General features: G+C 48.5%; 12 protein-coding genes. 2 read left to right on the top strand and 10 right to left on the bottom strand.

The features are described 5' to 3' along the window. Positions 1–42: 42 nt before the first annotated feature. From KNO65_RS05315 to addB, 5 genes are all read right to left on the bottom strand, one after another. On the bottom strand, positions 43–1,914 hold the full coding sequence (locus KNO65_RS05315; RefSeq protein WP_078146438.1) for an ABC transporter ATP-binding protein: 1,872 nt from the start codon (positions 1,912–1,914) through the stop codon (positions 43–45). After that, a complete protein-coding gene (locus KNO65_RS05310) occupies positions 1,911–3,635 on the bottom strand; it encodes an ABC transporter ATP-binding protein (RefSeq protein ID WP_214782227.1) in 1,725 nt (574 codons plus the stop codon). The genes KNO65_RS05315 and KNO65_RS05310 overlap by 4 nt, the downstream gene beginning before the upstream one ends. Continuing rightward, positions 3,628–4,110, bottom strand: a complete 483-nt coding sequence (locus KNO65_RS05305) for a MarR family winged helix-turn-helix transcriptional regulator (RefSeq protein ID WP_074037656.1) — start codon at positions 4,108–4,110, stop codon at positions 3,628–3,630. Before KNO65_RS05305 ends, KNO65_RS05310 begins: the two co-directional genes overlap by 8 nt. Before the next feature lie 169 nt (positions 4,111–4,279). Continuing rightward, entirely contained in the window at positions 4,280–7,891 is a 3,612-nt protein-coding gene (gene addA / locus KNO65_RS05300) for a helicase-exonuclease AddAB subunit AddA (RefSeq protein WP_441316665.1), read from the bottom strand. Continuing rightward, the gene (gene addB / locus KNO65_RS05295) at positions 7,875–11,312 is read right to left on the bottom strand and encodes a helicase-exonuclease AddAB subunit AddB (protein WP_214782221.1); all 3,438 of its coding nucleotides are present in this window, start codon (positions 11,310–11,312) and stop codon (positions 7,875–7,877) included. The genes addA and addB overlap by 17 nt, the downstream gene beginning before the upstream one ends. Positions 11,313–11,470: 158 nt before the next feature. On the opposite strand from addB, the gene KNO65_RS05290 reads away from it, so the two are divergent. Then, positions 11,471–11,851, top strand: coding sequence for a truncated hemoglobin (locus tag KNO65_RS05290; RefSeq protein ID WP_015880960.1), 381 nt, complete (start codon positions 11,471–11,473; stop codon positions 11,849–11,851). 55 nt (positions 11,852–11,906) lie between these two features. Further along, a complete protein-coding gene (locus KNO65_RS05285; protein ID WP_015880959.1) occupies positions 11,907–12,293 on the top strand; it encodes a hypothetical protein in 387 nt (128 codons plus the stop codon). Between the two features lie 28 nt (positions 12,294–12,321). Here the strand turns inward: KNO65_RS05285 and KNO65_RS05280 are convergent, their stop codons facing one another. The 5 genes from KNO65_RS05280 to KNO65_RS05260 all read right to left on the bottom strand — a co-directional run bounded on the left by KNO65_RS05280 (position 12,322) and on the right by KNO65_RS05260 (position 18,642). Next, on the bottom strand, positions 12,322–12,732 hold the full coding sequence (locus tag KNO65_RS05280) for a hypothetical protein (protein ID WP_074037659.1): 411 nt from the start codon (positions 12,730–12,732) through the stop codon (positions 12,322–12,324). Positions 12,733–12,859: 127 nt separating this feature from the next. Next, positions 12,860–15,928 (bottom strand): efflux RND transporter permease subunit, encoded by a 3,069-nt coding sequence (locus KNO65_RS05275; RefSeq protein ID WP_214782219.1) that lies wholly within the window; start codon positions 15,926–15,928, stop codon positions 12,860–12,862. Positions 15,929–16,014: 86 nt separating this feature from the next. Beyond that, positions 16,015–16,485 (bottom strand): competence protein ComK, encoded by a 471-nt coding sequence (locus tag KNO65_RS05270; protein ID WP_074037660.1) that lies wholly within the window; start codon positions 16,483–16,485, stop codon positions 16,015–16,017. A 127-nt stretch (positions 16,486–16,612) separates the two neighbouring features. Further along, positions 16,613–17,953, bottom strand: coding sequence for a sensor histidine kinase (locus KNO65_RS05265; protein WP_251131663.1), 1,341 nt, complete (start codon positions 17,951–17,953; stop codon positions 16,613–16,615). A 26-nt stretch (positions 17,954–17,979) separates the two neighbouring features. Then, positions 17,980–18,642 carry a response regulator transcription factor gene (locus KNO65_RS05260; RefSeq protein ID WP_015880954.1) on the bottom strand — a complete coding sequence of 221 codons (663 nt, stop codon included), beginning with the start codon at positions 18,640–18,642 and terminating at the stop codon, positions 17,980–17,982. Between the last annotated feature and the right edge of the window lie 172 nt (positions 18,643–18,814).

Below are 18,814 nucleotides of genomic sequence, written 5' to 3'. Positions count from 1 at the left end.
CGTCTTTTGCCTAATCACATTGCCCCAAAACCTGTATTCTAGTTATACGACTTCTTTTTCAGCGAACTGACTATTGTAAAGTTCTTCATAAAAACCACCAGCTTCAAGAAGCGATTCATGTGTTCCTTGCTCAATGACCCGACCTTGGTCCATAACCAAAATCAAATCCGCATCTTTGATGGTCGATAAACGGTGAGCGATGACGAAACTCGTCCGCCCGTTCATCAGCCGTTTCATCGCCTGTTGAATCAAAATCTCAGTACGCGTATCCACACTCGACGTTGCTTCGTCTAAAATCATAATCGGTGGGTTCGCCAATACTGCTCGCGCAATCGTCAGTAACTGTTTTTGACCTTGTGAAATGTTATTGGCCTCTTCATTCAACACGGTGTCGTATCCGTCTGGCAATGTTCGAATGAATGCATCCGCATGCGCCGTTTTCGCCGCGTTGACGATTTCCGTCTCAGTCGCACCCGTTTTCCCATAGGCGATGTTATCACGAATCGTCCCGTTGAATAGCCACGTGTCCTGTAAGACCATTCCGAACGTATGTCGCAAATCTTGTCTCGACATTTTACGCGAGTCTTTCCCATCGATGAATATCTCTCCACCATTCAACTCATAAAAACGCATGAGGAGATTAATCAACGTCGTTTTGCCGGCGCCTGTCGGACCGACGATGGCCACCGTTTGGCCCGTCAACACATCGAGATTCATATCTTGAATGAGTAGGTCGTCGCCGTATCCGAAATCGACATGACGGAACGTGACATTTCCTTCGGCACGTTCTAATTGATAGGTCGTCACATCTTTCACTTCTTCTTCTTCATCCAGCAGTTCAAATACACGTTCCGCCGCGGCAACCGTCGACTGGACGATGTTTGCGATATTCGCTGTCTGGGTGATTGGTTGGGTGAACTGACGTGTATATGTGATAAACGCTTGAATGTCCCCGATGGAGATGCTGCGCTGCGTGACCAAAATACCGCCGACGACACTAATCAATACATAGCTGATGTTCCCGATGAACATCGTCATCGGCATGATGATTCCGGAAATGAATTGCGCTTTCCGTCCTGCATCGTAAAGCTCCTCATTCACATCGTCAAACTCACGCACAGCTGTCTCTTCCCGACCAAACGCTTTGACGACCGCGTGCCCTGTATACATTTCTTCCACATGGCCGTTCAGTCGTCCAAGGTGACGTTGTTGATCGGAAAAATATTGTTGCGACCGTTTCAAAATCGGACGAATCGCAAAGATTGTGAGCGGAAGGGACACAAGAGAGATGACCGTCAACAGAGGACTGATCGACAGCATCATAATCAAAATCCCAATGATGGTGACGATGGAAGTAATGAATGACGTGACACTCTGTTGTAGCGTACTCCCAATCAAGTCGATGTCATTCGTCACCCGGCTCAATGTCTCCCCGTTCGAGCGTCCGTCATAATACTTGAGCGGAAGTCGTTCTAACTTTTTGTTCACGTCTTCGCGCAAATCATAGACCGTTTTTTGGGCAACACCGGACATCAAATATTGTTGCACGTAGTTGAATAGACTACTGATGACGTAAAGGCCAGCGAGGAGCGACAAAATTTGTCCGATTCTCGTGAAATCAATTTCTGCCCCTGGCACACCTGTAAACTTCGCATATGCCCCTTCAAACAGTTCGGTGATGGCGATTCCCATGATTTTCGGACCGGCAATCATAAAGATTGTACTTAAAATCGCCGCGACAAACACAGCAATCAACGTGTTTCGCCGTGGTTTCAAATAGGCAAGTAAACGACGGAACGTGACTTTGAATGCTTTTGGCTTTTCGCCCATCATCATCATATTTCCACCGCCCGGACCTCCTGGACCGCCGTGTCCTCCATGAGTTTGTCGCGTATTTGCTTGTTTCTCACTCATGCGATTTCCTCCTCAGACAATTGCGATTTCACGATTTCTTGATAGACCGCATTCGTCGCAAATAATTCCTCATGTGTCCCGACTCCGGCAACGGCTCCTTCTTCTAGAACGATGATTCGGTCGGCGTCCATGATCGTGCTGACACGTTGTGCAACAATCAGTACCGTCGCATCTTTCGTCTCCTCCTTCAATGCTTTACGAAGGGCGGCATCCGTTTTAAAATCAAGTGCCGAGAAACTGTCGTCGAATACATATAAATCCGGTTTCCGAACGAGAGCTCGCGCAATCGACAGACGCTGTTTTTGACCACCCGACACGTTTGACCCACCTTGTTCGATCACAGCCTCATATCGGTCTGGCATCTTCTCGATAAAGTCACTTGCCTGCGCGATGGATGCGGCATGAACGACTTCTTCCACTGTTGCATCGGTCTTCCCATATCGAATGTTCTCAGCAATCGTACCTGTGAACAGCAACGCCTTTTGTGGAACGAACCCGATTTTCGAACGAAGTGCCTCTTGTGGGACCGCTTGGACATCAACACCATTCACGCGAATTGTCCCCGACGTCACATCGTAAAATCTTGGAATCAGATTGACGAGTGTCGATTTACCTGACCCCGTACCCCCAATCACCGCTGTGACCTCACCTGGATTCGCTGAAAAACTCACATCGGATAGCGCTGGTTCTTCAGCACCCGGATAATAGAAGGTCACGTGATCAAATACGAGTGTCCCTTGCTCAATGTCCGCAGTCTTTGTCCCGTAATCAATCAGTGAAGGTTTCATCTCGAGCACTTCGTTGATCCGGTTGGCAGACACAGAAGCCCGAGGAACCATGATGAACATGACTGATGCCATGACGAGCGCGAACATGATTTGCATGACGTATTGAATGAACGCCATCAAATCTCCGATTTGCATCGCACCGTTATCAATCCGAACCCCTCCGAACCAAATGACGCCGACAACCGTCAAGTTCATCACGAGCATCATGACCGGCATGAGGAACGCCATGATTTGGTTCACTTTGATTGAGACGTCCGTCAACCGTTCATTCGCCTTCGTCAATCGAACCTGTTCTTCTTTTTCACGGTTGAAAGCTCGGATGACACGGATGCCCGTCAGATTTTCTCGGAGAACAAGATTGAGCCGGTCCAATCGATTCTGTACCTTTTTAAACAACGGCATCGCCTTCCAAAAAATGAGGAAGATCGAGATGACGAGTACCGGCATTGCGGCAACAATGACAAGAGACAACGTCGCATCCTTCGAGGTCGCCATGATCAATCCACCGACAAACATGATCGGCGCACTCACAACCATTCGTAGCATCATGATGATGACCTGTTGCACTTGCGTGATGTCGTTTGTCGTCCTTGTGATGAGCGAAGCCGTCCCGACACGATCGAACTCTTCAAGCGAGAAGCGTTCCACATGATTGAACACACGTCTTCGTAAGTCACGACCAAATCCCATCGCCGCCTTTGAAGAATAAAAACTGGCCACAATAGCAGCAAGTGCTCCAAGTCCCGTCACACCAAGCATGATTCCGCCCATTTGCCAAATGTAGCCGGTATCGCCCGTCACGACCCCATTATCGATAATGTCCGCCATCAACGTCGGTAAAAATAAATCTGCTAACGACTGCGCGAACACAAACAATAAAACCATCAGAACAGCCCATTTATAAGTAACGAGACGTTTCAATAACTTAATCATGTCGACACACTCCTTCACAATCTGTGAGCCCTTCATTCAATCCATCCGCAATATGTTGATGGGCTGTAAGCATATGATGATACGTATCCTGATCGAGACGAGACAAAATTTGATTCAATTGATATTCCGTCCCTTCTTCTTGTCGCTCAATCTCCTCAATCAAGCGTTTACCTGATTGGTCAATGGTCAACACAACTTCTCGCCGATTATCCGGGTTGATATCCCGACGAATCAATCCTTTCTCCACGAGACCATCTAATGATTGACTTAACGTGCTCTTTGGCATTCTCGTTCGCTGAACCAGTTCCTTTTGCGTAATCGCACCCTGTTCATTCAACATCATCAGACCGTGCAGTTGAGGTAATGTGAGATCGTTTTGTTGCGCCGTCTGATGCATGAGACGAATCAGGACACGCTGCACACGCCAAAATGATTGCATCATCTCCCGTGCCCGATTTGTATTTGTCTCGGTCATTCTTATTCACTCCTTTATCGTTCCGAATCGAATTGTTCTAAACGGAACAATTCTTTATATAAAATAAATTACTCCTCTCCAACTCGATTGTCAACGAAATCGAATGTGAATTTGCACATAGAAAAAGAGCGATGTCCTATAGCTGACATCGCTCTTCATTTATTCACATTTATTTAGTCGACACGGTCACGATTTCCTGCAGATCAAGCGAATAAATCAAAGTTCGCTCGACCCGAATATTCCAGATCGTCTCAATCGCCTCTCGATATAATTGTAGTTGAATCGCATATCGATCTCGCAATCGCTCATGTGCCTCTTCCCGGGAATCGGATAGATGCGTGACAGCATCCGATTTATAATCGAGAAGCACATACGAATCCCCATCGAAATACAGACAATCGATAATCCCTTGGATCAAGACATGCTCATCCGTAAAGTGTCCATCCGGATTGACGCGTTCGGCCGGCACCGTGTAGGTGAAAGGTAGCTCTCGCCATGCCGTCCCTCGCTCTAGTGCACCAGCGAGCGCTTGACCGACTTCTGTTTGGAAAAACATCTCGATATCCGGGATGGCGAGGCGTGCCGTCTCTGCCTCGATCGGACTGAGCATCCCTTGCATTTCCCATTGATTGATTTGGTCGACAATCGGTTGGTTCGGGTCAGCCAGTTGGAAAATCAAGTGTAACGTCGTCCCGCGTTCCGCACCGGTCTGTTTGACTTGACGCCATTTCGGTTCCCGATAAGGGGTATCGACCGGACGTACCGGATCTTCGAAAGCGGCCTGTTCGAGTTGCATCGCCCGCTTCAGTTCGGTCACCGTCTGTTTCGCCGCCGTACGTACCGCATCCTGTGCAGGGTATTCGTAGGTCAAAGCTTGTTGTACGGCACGAATCGTCTCTTCTTCATTTTGAATCGGAAAATCGATTGCTTCAAATCGTTGGACGTGGTGCAACTGTGCCATCATCTCTTGTAGAGTCGCAATCTCCGCAAGGTCCGCTTCTCCGATGACACGATAAATCCATGAAGTCGATTCTTGGAAAGTAGAGGGAACCGTGAAGCCGAATGATTCGATAAACGAAGTGGCACTCGGAAGGCGTAAAAGCGCCGGTGCAATCCAATCGAGATACGTTTTTGCCTCTCGCCTCGCCTCACTCGCCAATAAATCTCCAGATTGACCGACCTGAAGCCACTGCTGAAGGTGTTTGAGTGGTTCGCCTACCGTTCCCACGAGAATCAATTTTTCTTTCGCACGTGTCAAGGCCACGTAAAGCACGCGCATCTCTTCTGCTTTCATCGTCGCATCTAAATCTCGTCGAATCATCTCTTTCACGAACGTCTCCGATTTCGTACGTGTCACGACGTCAATCGCATCGAGTGAGATGCCGTACTGTTTGTGGAAAATGACACGTTGCATTTGATCGCGTTTATTAAATTGTTTTCCGAGTTGGGCAACAATCGTGACCGGAAACTCAAGTCCTTTCGACTTGTGCACGGTCATGATACGAACGACGTTTTCCTCGTCCCCGAGCGACCGCGCCTCTGACAAATCTTCACCAGTATCCTGTAGTCGGTCCATCACACGTAAGAAGCGATAAAGACCTCGATAGCCACTACGCTCATAGGCTAGGGCCCGGTCATAAAGTGCCTTCAAGTTTTCCTGCCGCCCTTTTCCTCCAGGTAATCCCCCTGAGAAGTCATAAAACCCGGTGTCATTGAATAACTGTTGAATCAATTCCGACAGGCTATGATTTCGTGCATAAGTACGCCAACGGGAGAGGCGGTCAAGCATCTCGCCACATTTTACGCCAAGCTCATCATCGTCATCCGCTTTCGCCTTGAGCGCCTCATAGAAAGAATCTTCTGATTCAAGTCGAATCCGTGCCAACTCGCTATCATCAAAACGGAACATCGGGGAGCGCAGCGCACCGGCAAGTGGGATGTCTTGAAGTGGATTATCAATCACTTTCAAAAGTGCCAGGATCATCCGAATCTCGGTCGCTTGAAAATACCCGCCATCCGAGTCGGTGTAGGCCGGAATATTGTACTGTGTCAAAATGTCCATCAATTGCTCCACACGTTCTTTTTTCGAACGAACGAGAATCACGATATCCCGATATTCACAGTTTCGGAGTTGACCAGTTGATTCATCCGTCACTTTAAACGGTTCGTCTCCCGATACGAGTTCTAAGATGCGAGTAGCGATCGCCCGCCCTTCTACTTCTTGCTTCGATAACTCACGACTCGCGCCATCGACTAAAATAAACTCAGGGTCCGCCGGAATCGGTTCATACTCACGTCCAGGAACAAGTTGTGCCGCCTCATCATATGCGATTTCGCCGACCTCTTCGTCCATGAGCTGGACGAACAAATCATTGATCCCGTAGAGGACTTCGGAACGACTTCGGAAATTTTGAGAGAGGTCGATCCGTTTCCCTGTGTTCGCCTGTCTAAAGCGTGTCGCCTTATCGATGAAAAGACCCGGTTCTGCATGGCGGAATCGATAAATCGATTGTTTGATGTCGCCCACCATAAATAAATTCCCGATTTCCTCTCGTTCGTTTGCGACCAAGTTGATGATTGTTTCTTGAATCTCGTTCGTATCTTGGTATTCATCAACGAGTACCTCAGCGAAACGTTCCTTATAGAGCGCTGCAACATCGGACGGTCCCCCGTCTTGTCGTAAAATGGCGAGCGCATAATGTTCCAAGTCACTGAAATCGACAAAGGCACGGTCGCGCTTCGCCTGCTCATAGGCTTGGGCGAACGCACGGACGGTTCGAACGAGTGTTTCAACGAGCGGTTGTTGCATCGAGACGCTCTCTAATAAGTCCGCCCCACTGACCCGAGCCTGTTCGACCGCTGCCGTCAATTTTTTCTTCGCTTGGTCGTAAGCCGGTTTGAGGACCTCGTGGTAAATCTGGTGCTCTTCTTTCTTCGGAACAGCCTTCATCGTGCCAAACTTCATCGCACGAGCCGCCGTCTCGAGTTCACTCCAGACAATGGTCTCCCCTTCAAGTTGTTCGAACGGAAAAATTGCTTGCTGGATGTTTTCAGACTGTGGCTCATACCCTGCGACCCGAAGCTCCGCTTCAAGTTTCCGAAGATCTCGTACGGCTTTTTCGATGTCATGCCACAGCATCTGTCCAAACTCAATCAGGATTGCTTCCTCATCAGGATCTTCTCCGAACGTGTACATGGATACGAGATGATCTAAATAAGCATCAGGGTTTGGGAGAGTACGCGCATAGTGATATAAGCCAAGAATCAAATCCTCGATTTCGCTGTCACCCCGGTCTGACGTATACGCATCGACAAGAGCGAAGAAATCGGTATCTTGTTTCCCGTACTCTTCCTCAAGCACTTCTTCTAAGACGTCATCCTGCAAGAGGACGAGGTCTCGTTCTTCCGCAATCTTGAACGCGGGATCCAAATCTAACAGGTAGTAGTTCTCACGAATCACCTCTAGACAAAATGAATGGATGGTCGTGATGAGCGCCCGGTTCAACATTTGTCGCTGATTTCGGACATATTCATTTGTCGGGTCGTCGCGCAACGCCTCTTCAAGCGCCTTTGCGATTCGTCGTTTCATCTCTGCCGCTGCCGCGTTCGTAAAGGTGACAACGAGCATCCGGTCTGCCGTGAGTTCATCCGTTTCGTCAAGCAATCGACTAGACAACCGCTCGACAAGAACTGCCGTCTTTCCGGACCCTGCCGCAGCCGAGACGAGCACGTGACTCCCTCTTGCTTCAATCGCGGCGAACTGATCATTCGTCCATTTCACGGTCATCGCCTCCTAACTCCTGAAATACCTCTTCTTTCTCGAGCTTCTTCAATTTACGAGGCGCATTCGAGAGCGCTTCGTCAAAATGACAGACACTCTGATACGGACACGTCTGACACGGGCGCCGTTCTTTATATTCATAAGGTTCTACGTCAATTTTTCCTTTGTACATCTCCTCGGCACTCGCTTTGACGACGTCGAACGCATGGTCCATCAACTGCTCAAGTTGAGGGGGCGTCACAATTTTCTTCAAAGTGTTGGCGTCAGGCGTACCATCTTTTTTATATTTGACCGGAATGACAATTGATTTTTTGGATGAGCCTTTCGCCGAGCGGTCCATCATCTCTAAAATTTCCGGGTCATCTACTAATAGCCCTTGCATCTGATACGACTCCAATACTTTTTGACGCGTTTCTTCTTCAGAACTAGCAGGTGGAACGAGTGGTCGGTGCACGTGGAAATAGAGCGCCGCAGCAGGTGCGACGTTCTCTTTTGTCCACACCTCTGCCTGCTCAATCAATACCTTCAAATAGATGAGCATCTGCATCGCCAGACCGTAATAAATTTCTGCAAAGTCGACTTCACGTTTACTCGACTTATAGTCGACGATTCGGACGTATAGCTGGTCGTGGACCATCGCAGTGTCCACACGGTCGATTCGACCGACTAGTTCACATGTCGCCCCGTTCGATAATGTGAACGAAACGGGTGGAAATTGTCCGCTGCCGAACGCGAGTTCAAACGCTTCCGGGTCAAAGCCGTCTCGTTTGGATTGTTCAATCAACACTTCTGCCGTCTTACTGACGACGTCCGTCAATTTTTTCTTTAAGTAGGCGTAACGATTCGAACTCATCAAGATGGCATGCTGAATCTCTGGGGTCACGAGCTCGACCGCCTGCTCCGCTAAATGGGAGCACTCGTCAGGAGTGACATCTCGCCATTCCTTTCCGTCCATCTTCACCGTCTGCGACATATGTTCGATGGTCCGGTGATACAGATTCCCGATATCCGGGGCCTCGAGTCGATACAACCGTCGTTCCTTCAGACGCAAGCCATAACTTGCGAAATGTTTGAACGGACAGGCTTGGAATGTCTCGAGACGTGAGACACTCGCCCGAATCGACGGAGTATATAAGGATTTTGCGACACGATCATCCAACGATTCCGGGATGTTTTGATAGAAGAGCGCGCTCGTCAACAACTGGAGACGTTCCCGTCCATCCGGATGCTTCAACAGTTCATTATAGACAGCAAACCACATATCTTGAATCGGATAATGACGACTCAACCGCTGAAGTTCAAGTGCCGTCACCGCCGCCGTCTGATTCACATTCGTCAAGAAGGCGAATTGATCACGTGGTCGGTGCTCACCTGCTTCAGCAAAATGAGTCTTGATGACGTTTTGGTGAAGTCGCGCCTTCAAGTCAGCGATAAACCGCGCCGGCTGAACGGCTTTCCCCGTTCTGTCGACTAGTGCGTAGCTAATGTATAAACGCTCGCTCGGTGCCGTCACAGCTTTGTATAGGTAATACGTTTCATCATCGAACAAGTGCTCTGTCGCCTTACCGGCACGAAGTCCATTCTCATGCATGAAATCCAAATCTTGATCGGTCAACAGTTTCGACTGTGTCGTGACAAGAGGAATTTGATCTTCATTCGCTCCGAGCAGGAAGACGACTTTCTTATCTATCAATCGACCACGCACATAATCCGTTATCGTCAATTGATCAAGCGAAGGTGGGATCAAGGCATAGCGGAGACTATCTAGTCCGGTGTCCATCATCTGGAGGAATAAGTCCGTTGACAACGTCTCTTCCGGAGCTGCGGCTTCTAGCTGCTCGAGCAAGTGCAAAACCGCGTCCCATACTTGAGTATGCTCACGCGCTTCGAGTAGTTCCGCCTCTTCAATCGCCTCATCGCGCCAGTGCGTCAGACAGTCTGATACACCGACACGCTCTAGAAAGGCATACATGGCGTGCGTATAAGCCTGCATCGTCTTCGCCTGTTTTAAATCTGATAGAAATGGATCAAAAGTTTCGATAACACGTTCCCGAGACCGATTCAGCTCAGCCTCAATATCGAGTTCTTCGCTCGTGAGGCGTGCTTCCTCCCCGGAACGACGACGCAACTGCCATTCGTCGTGCCAATGATAATGTTTGATCCCCCGTTCGATAACGAACGCTTCAAGCCGGTCAACGGACGTACGACGATGTACCGGATCGAGGACGACGAGTTCTGTTTTAAGGGCACGGAATACGGACTCTTCTCGATATCCACGTAGAGCGATCTCAATCGTTGCTTTCAACAGTTCGACAAGCGGGTGGTCGAGCATTGGTTGCCGTTCATCAAGGAAATAGGGCAGTCCCATCTTTTGTAGCGCCTGAGATGCCAAATCACCATATTCGTCGAGTGAACGCGATACGAGTGCGATATCCCGATAACGATATCCTTCTTCACGTGTCAGACGAATGACTTCTCGAACGGCCGCCTCCACCTCGACGGTTCGGTCGACTGCGGCATGTAAATCGATTCGGTTCTCTGAACCAGTGTAAGGTTCCGCCGTCAATTGGTCGAATGTAGCCTCTAGATAACGGAGACTCGGATGCGTATAACGATAGACGGTATCATACAGCTTGTCTCGAGAAGGAATCTGCCGTTCTGTCAACAGTTCTTTGAAACGCATGAGTGTCCGCTGCGTCGGTCCAAACAATGGATTTAGACGATACAAGGAGATAGGATCGATTGTCAGCAATACATCGACATCAACCTTCTCTGCGAGTGCAACGAGCACCGCCAACTCCTGCTCTGAAAACTCGTTGAATCCGTCCACATAGACACGCACATCCGTCAAATCTGTTTCCGGAAGGATTTGCAACATGACGTTGAAATAGTCTTCTGCATGAAGTGACTTACCTTCCGTCATCTTTAAAAATCCTTCATAGATGATGGAAAGGTCTTGTAACTTCAAAGCACGGTGCTGCGCCTGTTCGCTTAACCGCAACAAGTGCTCCGGTTCAACAAGCCCTCGCTTCAGCATCGAGATTAATTGGTTCAATTCTTCATAAAATCCGAACTGATTCATCGTACGGCGGAACAAGGTCAATCGTTCTTCGCTCATCTCGACGACCCTTCGTAACAACAAATGGGTCCCCGTCTGGTCTAAGAATTGATCTGTCGCTACACCGGCATCTCGCATCATCAAAAAAGCGAGACGACGCATCGAAAGGACTTGAATGCGCGTCGAACCATGCAAACCATCGACTGTCGCCATTTTCTTTTCCATCTCAAACGACATCTGGTCCGGTACGATCATATAAATCGTCGGCCCGCTCGGGTTTTGTTTCAGTTCTTGAATGACCTCATGGATCATTTGTTCGCTTTTTCCCGTCCCCGATCGACCAACGTGAAAGGTCACTGTCATTTTAGCGAACACTCCTTCCCTTTTTTCTTCATTATGAACCATCCCCGAGCATTTGTAGAGGGAAACCTCTTCTACACCTTGTCCAAAAAAGTAACAGCCTACATCATTCCCTTTTTCGATTGAAATCGATTAGACTGAACGTATGAGGGGGAATATATGTGAGTGCCTATGAACAATTTGGAGGCGAACGTGGTGTACAACAACTCGTTGACGCGTTCTATGACCTCGTCTATGCCGATCCAATTTTACTTCCACTATTTCCGGAAGATCAAGATCGAGTCAAACAGCACCAATTTGAATTTTTAACACAGTTGCTCGGCGGTCCAAAGTTGTATTCGGAACGTCGTGGCGGTGGAAACTTGGCGATGATTCATCATGAGCATCCTATTTCTGAGACACATGCCGGCCATTGGCTTGGATGTATGGAACAGGCGCTCAAGACCGTGGATGCCCCAGAATCGATCAAACGTCAGTTATTTCAACGGTTGATCATGTCATCTTCGAATGTCGTCCGTGTTTGTTCGCATCATTTTGAGTAGTCACAACTATAAAAAGTGGGTATGATAGGAAAGTAAGCAAAGGAGGTCGTTTCACATGACAGAAGAAGAAAAAAAAGAAGTCGTCTCATCTGAGGAAGAGACGGAAGAAAAAGAAGAAACGGTAGTCCTCGCCGACGCGCTTGATGAAGCTAACGAAGCTGCTGAAGCAGAAGAAGATGAGGACGATGATGAGGATCAGCCGGAAGAGAAGAACATGGACCACATCAAAGGCGTCTTCAACTATGATCATGAAAATGGTCGTGAATACCGTGTCGTCTTTTACAACGATCGCAAAAACTTAGTGTTCCGTGAACTCGGTAATGGCAAGGTTGAATTTGTCGGCCGCTTCTCGGATGATGCATACGATGAAGAGAATGAAGCAGAAATGCGTGAACTCGGTCAACGTGAACTCGAGCGCATCCTCGCTGAACGCTTCAACTAAAAAAATCGCCGAAATTTCGGCGATTTTTTTAGTTCTTCTTATTCCGCTTCTTTTTGCGAAGTGCATAGGCGACACCGGCAATCCCACCGACGACCGCGAGTCCAGCAACGACCGGAACGAGAACACGTTTCGTTGGAATCATCTCTTTCACACGTTCATATGGCGTTGGTGTCGAGAACTCTAATTGTACGGCTGTATCGCCATGTCCATGCGCCCGCGCTTTGCGTGATGCATCCGTGACGACCACACGTCCCGTTGTCCAGCGACGATTGCCGTATTCGTCTACGTACGGACGACGTACACGTTTCACATCACGTACCACCTTCCCACGTGCGCGATCTGGTCGGACGACGCGTTCACTCGACCACGATCGGCTCCCAGTCACACTGTACGCCGGTCGTACTTTGCGGCGATTGAGCCAAGTATATGAATCGTTCATCTTCAATTCCCTCCCATACTGTTCAAAACCTCTCTTCTAATTATACCCATACAACATCACCCAAAACATGTGACAAATGGTTCAAAAAAAGATGTGACACCATACGGCATCACATCTTCAAGCTAAATCATTCTGTAAATGGTTTGTCCTTATGACGACGTTTCGCCAAAATCAGGTAGTACGCCGGGACAAGGACGAGAGTCAACACAGTTGAGAATAGAATACCCGATACGATGCCGATCGCAAGCGGTTTGAAGAGCGGGTCTTCCCCAAGTGCGACTGGCAAGAGGGCAACGACTGCCGTGAGCGCCGTCAAGAGAATCGGACGAATCCGAGCGCGCCCTGCTTCGTAAACGGCGGTTGTGACCGGTAATCCTTCACGAATGCGTTGTTCGATAAACTCGAACAGGACGACTGCGTTCCGAACGACGATTCCCGCAAGTGAGACCATCCCCATCGATGCCATGAAACTGAACGGCGTCTGTGTCACGAACAATCCGACGACCGCTCCAGCAATCGCGAGATAGATTGTGAACAAGACGAGTAACGGCAACGAGAGTGAATTGAACTGGAATGCGATGATCAAGTAAATCAAGAACAAAACGACGACGAACAATGTCGCAAGTTCTAAGAAGAACTCGTTCTGCGTGTCGCTCGCACCGGACTGGTCGAACGTGATTCCTTCATCTTCTAACCCCGACTTCGCGTCATCCAACACCTGCTCGACATCTTGTTTAAATGCCTCTTCATCCGTGCCTTCGCTTGCATAGATTTGGAGTGTGACCGAGCGCTCCCCGTTCTCACGAGGAATCTGTTGAATTTGTTCCGTCGTCGTCTCCGTCACGAACGTACTGAGTGGTGCAACAGGTGGACCTGCTTCTGTTTCGACAGGAACTAAAATCTCGTCAAGGGCAAGTGCTTCGCGGTTCGCCTCTGCATCAATGACGATTTTCACGTCACGCTGCTCTACCCCGTCATCGAATGTACCAATTGGAACACCGTCTGTGACGAGACGAATTTGATCACTGATTGTTTTAGCCGTCACGCCGGCCTGTGCCATTTCCTCACGATTCAATTCGTATGTGAGTGTTTGGAACGGTTCTTTAATATTATCGAGGACGATGGCCCCGTCAATCTCTTCAAGGTCAGCCTTCACTTGGTCACGTGCAGCCACGAGCTGATCAATCGTCTCGCTCCGCATCGTGAATTCGACAGGTGCCGATGCCGGCGGTCCTTGTTGTTGCGTATCTAGGAAGATTTCGGCATCTGGATAGTCTTCACGCAACACGTTCGTATACCTATCAATCAATTCGATGGCATCGATTGACTCGTTGTCGACACGAACGACCACTTGTCCCGTGTTTTCACCTGACTGATCGAGTCCACCTGTGAATAAACCAGGAAGACCTCCACCTGCGAAGACGGATGTTTCCACGACACCCTCTTCTTCTTTGAATCTCGCTTCAATTTCTTCAAGACGTGCCTCCGTCTCGTCCAAATCGGTTTGAACGGGGAAGGTCACGCTGGTCACGACTTCCGGACGGTTCGCGGCCGGGAAGAATTCAAACGGCGTGAGTAAGATCAAACCGTACAATGCCGTCGTGATAACAAATCCAACAATCCCAAACGTCCATGGCCGCTTCGCGACACTCGGTAAGAGGCGGTCGGCGTAGAAATTACTGAGTCGGTTAAGCGGTCCACCGAGCCAACCTGGTTCACGTTTTGATACTTTCACTTCTTTACGATTCAAACGATACTGCGCAATCGGTACGAGCGTCAAACTGATGACCATCGAGGCCAAGACAGAGAGGGCTAGCACCGTCGGTAAGGCGCGAATAAAGTTTCCGTTTGCGCCCGATAGCAAGGTGAGCGGAAGGAAAGCAAAGACGACCGCGAGTGTCGACGTGACAATCGAGCCCCATACCTCTTTCGTTCCTCGGACTGCTCCAAGCATCGCCGAGTCTCCGTTACGATAACGTCGTAAGATGTTGTCGTTGACGACAATCGCATCATCAACCAAGATCCCTAAGGCGATGATTGCCCCGATAATCGAGATTTGGTTCAAATCGACCCCGGTGAACTGTAACGGGATCAAGGCGATCAAGAATGACAACGGAATTGCCAGACTGACGATAATCGAGCCAGAGAATGTTAGACCAATCGTCGTCACGGCAATAACGGCGATAATGGCGACAATAAATTCACGAGTCAACGATGAGAAAATCGCATCGACTGCTTTCGCTTGTTCATAATAAGGAACGAGCTCAAAACCATCTAAGTCTCCAAGTTCTGTTTCGACCACGTCATTGACGCGGTCTTGCATCGTTGGAATATCCAAGCCTGATTCAATCGGAACTGTAATCGAAACAGCCGGCTTTCCGTCTAATGAAACGAGATCGGTTTCACTTTTCGCTGTCTCTTCGACCGTTCCGACGTCTGCTAGTAAGACAGGTGCCCCATTGAATGAGCCGACGATGACTTGCTCCATGTCGTCTACATTCGTCAAGTTATCGATTGCTAGTTGATAAATCCCCTCTTTAGTCGATTGACGTCCGAGCGGTGTCGTCTTGTATTCTTCGTTAATGGCCGTTAACACATCAGGAAAGGCAAGTTGACGTGAACTCAGCTCTTCAGAATCAAGTGACACAACATACTCCTGCTCTGGTAACCCTCTGATCGTGACTCCCGTCACGCCATCCGTTCGCAAAAGTTTCGACTCTAATTGTTCGATGTCTGATCGAACATCCTCAAATGATTCACGATCGTCTGCTGTCAATAAATACGATGCGACAGGTAACTGCCCGAGTGAATCATTGACCGTTGGCGCAAGCGCGTTTTCAGGAAGTTTAGGTGTCGCATCCGACAACGCTTGTCGAACGTTCGCCTGAAACTCTGCCTGATCGGTTCCATCCGCATACTCGACCGTGATGTTCGAGAACTCTGAAGCCGAAATCGACGTCACGTTCTCTACTCCTTCTAAGCTACGTAGTTCCTCTTCTAACACGCCGGTAACATTCCGTTCAACCGTTTCCGCTGTCGCACCAGGATACGGTGTTTGAACGAGTACGATATTGATCCCGGTTTCCGGAATCTCACGTTTAGGGAGCTGGAAGAACGTCAGCACACCCACGACGATTGCGACGAGAAGAAACACGATAACCAGTTTCCCTCGCTCAATCATTTTTTCAAAAAACATAAAAACCCCTCGCTTTCGGAAGATGTGCAAATACACATATGATATCTCTTCTTCATCATAGAGGGGTTTGTCATTGAATTCAATCCTTAAGCGTGTTGCAATGTGCTGTCATGGAAACGTTTTTGAAAAGCGTACGATAATTCGATTGACCGCTGTTTTTGTCTAGACACGGTATGGTCGGACACGTGTACCTTGACCGATTCCCCCGTCAAAAACTGAATGAGTGTCTCTTTACCATCTCTCTTGATGGCCGTCACGTGTTGAAAGTTAATCCACGCACAATCCGGACTTTCTTTGGCAATCGTCGGAAAGAAGACGGCATCCGCATGCCAATCCATGACGACCGGCGTCTTTCGATGTGGTCCGAGGACGTGTCGCGCTGCCTCGATTCGACCTTGAATGCTCGACCCGTAGTATAGACATGCATGTTCCAATAAGTCGATTGGCGACCCCTTTACCCGCATGACGCCTTCCGGTTGATACACAAGTGTCTCCGCTTCGCCAAACTCGTTAAATACAGGAATTAAAGCTCTCGTTTCATTGGTCAATCTGCTCATCTTTTCATCCCCCATAACGTATGTAGTGACTTACATGTCATTCATACCAGGATTTGATCCGCCCCGCAAATCGGCTTTCGTCTATTTCCCATGAAAAAACCAGCCGTTTCCTGGCTGGTTTTGAAAATCAAGCATTCGATTTTAAAGGTTGGTTCGACTTGAGTCGGGGAAAGTAAAATCGCACTGAAGTTCCGTCACCTGTATTTCGCAGAGACACTTCCCCTGTGTGAAGCGTCACAATTCGCTGCACGATGAACAGACCGAGTCCGAACTTCCCTTGCTTCCCTCGAGAGAATTGGTGGAACAAGTCTAAACTCTCATCAACTGGTGGCCCATCGTTAAAGATGGTGATTTCCACGCCAGCGTCATCTTGGTGGAGATCGATGCGGATGCAGGATTCCGCGTAACGGAGTGCATTGTCGAGCACGTTCTCAAACGCGACCCGAATCTGTTCACCATCGCCAAGCATCTCGCCGCCTTCTCCATTGATTTCCCAATCGAGCTGGCCTCTGAGTTTGAAGCGCGCGACGAGCAGTTCCATCAACTTGTCGAGATTGATTGGTTCGAGTTTCATTTCTTGTCCTTTGAAATATTCAAGTTTTGTAACGTACAACAAATCGACGACTTTCTTCTCGAGTCGAGACGCTTCCTCATCAATGACCTCGGCAGAACCTTTCAAATCTCCTGTCGGATAAATCCCATCCCCAATCGACTGGGCATATCCACGAATGACCATGATCGGTGTCTTTAAGTCATGGGATATGTTTTGAAGCAACGCTTGTTGTGCCAAATCCTGCTCTTTTAATTCCTTACGCATGGCATCAATCGAATGGGCCAACTGACCGAGTTCATCTTGACGATCTAATGGTAAAGCGGTCTCCCACTGTCGATTCGAAATCTTCTCAACGGCCCGTTCCATCTCCACGATCGGTTTCGTCAATTGCCGCGACATCAATAAGGCGGGGATAAGCGATAAGAGACTGATGATACCTATCAGAATCGATATTCGCAAATATAATGTCGACACCAACTCACGACGATAGGCATCCCATGCGTAAGAGGCTTGATACACAATCGTTCCATCGTATTCATTTTGACGAATGATGTAATAGACGTCCTCTCCGTCAATCGTAGTCTGATACCGTTCGACCTGACCACTTTGATTTAACGCTTCCTGATACATGCGGTTCGTCAATTCAAGCGGTGCCGATCCGTAGATGATCCGTCCGTTCGGGAGAAAGATCAATTGGTTGACCGAACGGGACTCTTGTTGGCGTCGATCATACTCAATCGGGTTTTGGGGATAATTCTCTAACTCATTCGTGTTCCCTAAATAATAGTCCACATCTCGTAACGTCTCATATACTTGTTCATCGATGAACTGGGTGATGGATGAACGGACCGTAATCAAAATCATGAGCGCGAGCGTCACGATAATGAGTAAGATGAGCACCCAAATCTTCCACATGAGCCGCTTCGGTTTAAGGGCGTCCATCATGGTCTGACGAGACGGTAACCGATACCGTAAAGCGTTTCGAGCTCGAGACGGTGTAATTTTTTCCGGACACGACGCACCAAGTCATCGACGACGCGGTCCGATCCGAAGTAGTCGTTCCCCCAAACACCTTCTAGAATCTGCTCACGCGACAAGGCAGAGCCCGGATGCTCGAGGAAGAGTAGCAGTAAATCGAATTCTTTCGAAGTCAAATCGATTTCTTCGTCTCCGTGCTTGATTAGACGTTTATCCGGATAAATCGTGTACTCCCCGTATTCGATATGCTCGTTCGACTTCGAACCGTAGACACGATCAATCAATTTTTTGACACGGATGACAAGTTCCCTTGGAAGGAACGGTTTGGCGATGTAGTCATCCGAACCCATCTCGAGTCCGATGATTTTGTCGATATCCTCATCGCGCGCCGAAATGAAAATCGTCGGCGTATTCGCATTGACGGCTTTGATTTGTTTCAACAATTGAAATCCATCCAAGTCTGGCAACATGATATCGAGCACCCACAAATCCGGTTGATCTGGAATCGCTTCTTGTGCAGATGTCCCATCCGCAAATGAGCGAACGTTGTATCCTTCCTGTTCTAGATACGTGACGAGCATTTTATTTAAGTTTGCTTCATCGTCGACTAAGTAGATTGTATACATTCAAGTCACCTCAACACGTTTTTTCTCATCATATCAAACAATTGTCGTGAAATGATGGGAAAGAAATGAAGTCAAAGAAAAAAGAAGGCAACGAAATCGCACCTTCTTCAGCGTACTGAATTTGTTCGTAACTGTTGCGTCAAAAATGCCGCGCCCCCACTAATCATCGCCA

This window comes from Exiguobacterium sp. S3, assembly GCF_018617295.1.
Lineage (GTDB): Bacteria > Bacillota > Bacilli > Exiguobacteriales > Exiguobacteriaceae > Exiguobacterium > Exiguobacterium profundum.
Note: the sequence above shows the minus strand (reverse complement) of the source record. Positions and strands in the feature narration are given on the sequence as shown.

What these genes read in the sequence shown, in the direction of transcription:
- KNO65_RS05315 (WP_078146438.1), bottom strand. Translation starts at nt 1,914, where the DNA reads ATGAGTGAGAAACAAGCAAATACGCGACAAACTCATGGAGGACACGGC.
- KNO65_RS05310 (WP_214782227.1), bottom strand. Translation starts at nt 3,635, where the DNA reads ATGATTAAGTTATTGAAACGTCTCGTTACTTATAAATGGGCTGTTCTG.
- KNO65_RS05305 (WP_074037656.1), bottom strand. Translation starts at nt 4,110, where the DNA reads ATGACCGAGACAAATACAAATCGGGCACGGGAGATGATGCAATCATTT.
- addB (WP_214782221.1), bottom strand. Translation starts at nt 11,312, where the DNA reads ATGACAGTGACCTTTCACGTTGGTCGATCGGGGACGGGAAAAAGCGAA.
- KNO65_RS05285 (WP_015880959.1), top strand. Translation starts at nt 11,907, where the DNA reads ATGACAGAAGAAGAAAAAAAAGAAGTCGTCTCATCTGAGGAAGAGACG.
- KNO65_RS05280 (WP_074037659.1), bottom strand. Translation starts at nt 12,732, where the DNA reads ATGAACGATTCATATACTTGGCTCAATCGCCGCAAAGTACGACCGGCG.
- KNO65_RS05275 (WP_214782219.1), bottom strand. Translation starts at nt 15,928, where the DNA reads ATGTTTTTTGAAAAAATGATTGAGCGAGGGAAACTGGTTATCGTGTTT.
- KNO65_RS05270 (WP_074037660.1), bottom strand. Translation starts at nt 16,485, where the DNA reads ATGAGCAGATTGACCAATGAAACGAGAGCTTTAATTCCTGTATTTAAC.
- KNO65_RS05265 (WP_251131663.1), bottom strand. Translation starts at nt 17,953, where the DNA reads ATGTGGAAGATTTGGGTGCTCATCTTACTCATTATCGTGACGCTCGCG.
- KNO65_RS05260 (WP_015880954.1), bottom strand. Translation starts at nt 18,642, where the DNA reads ATGTATACAATCTACTTAGTCGACGATGAAGCAAACTTAAATAAAATG.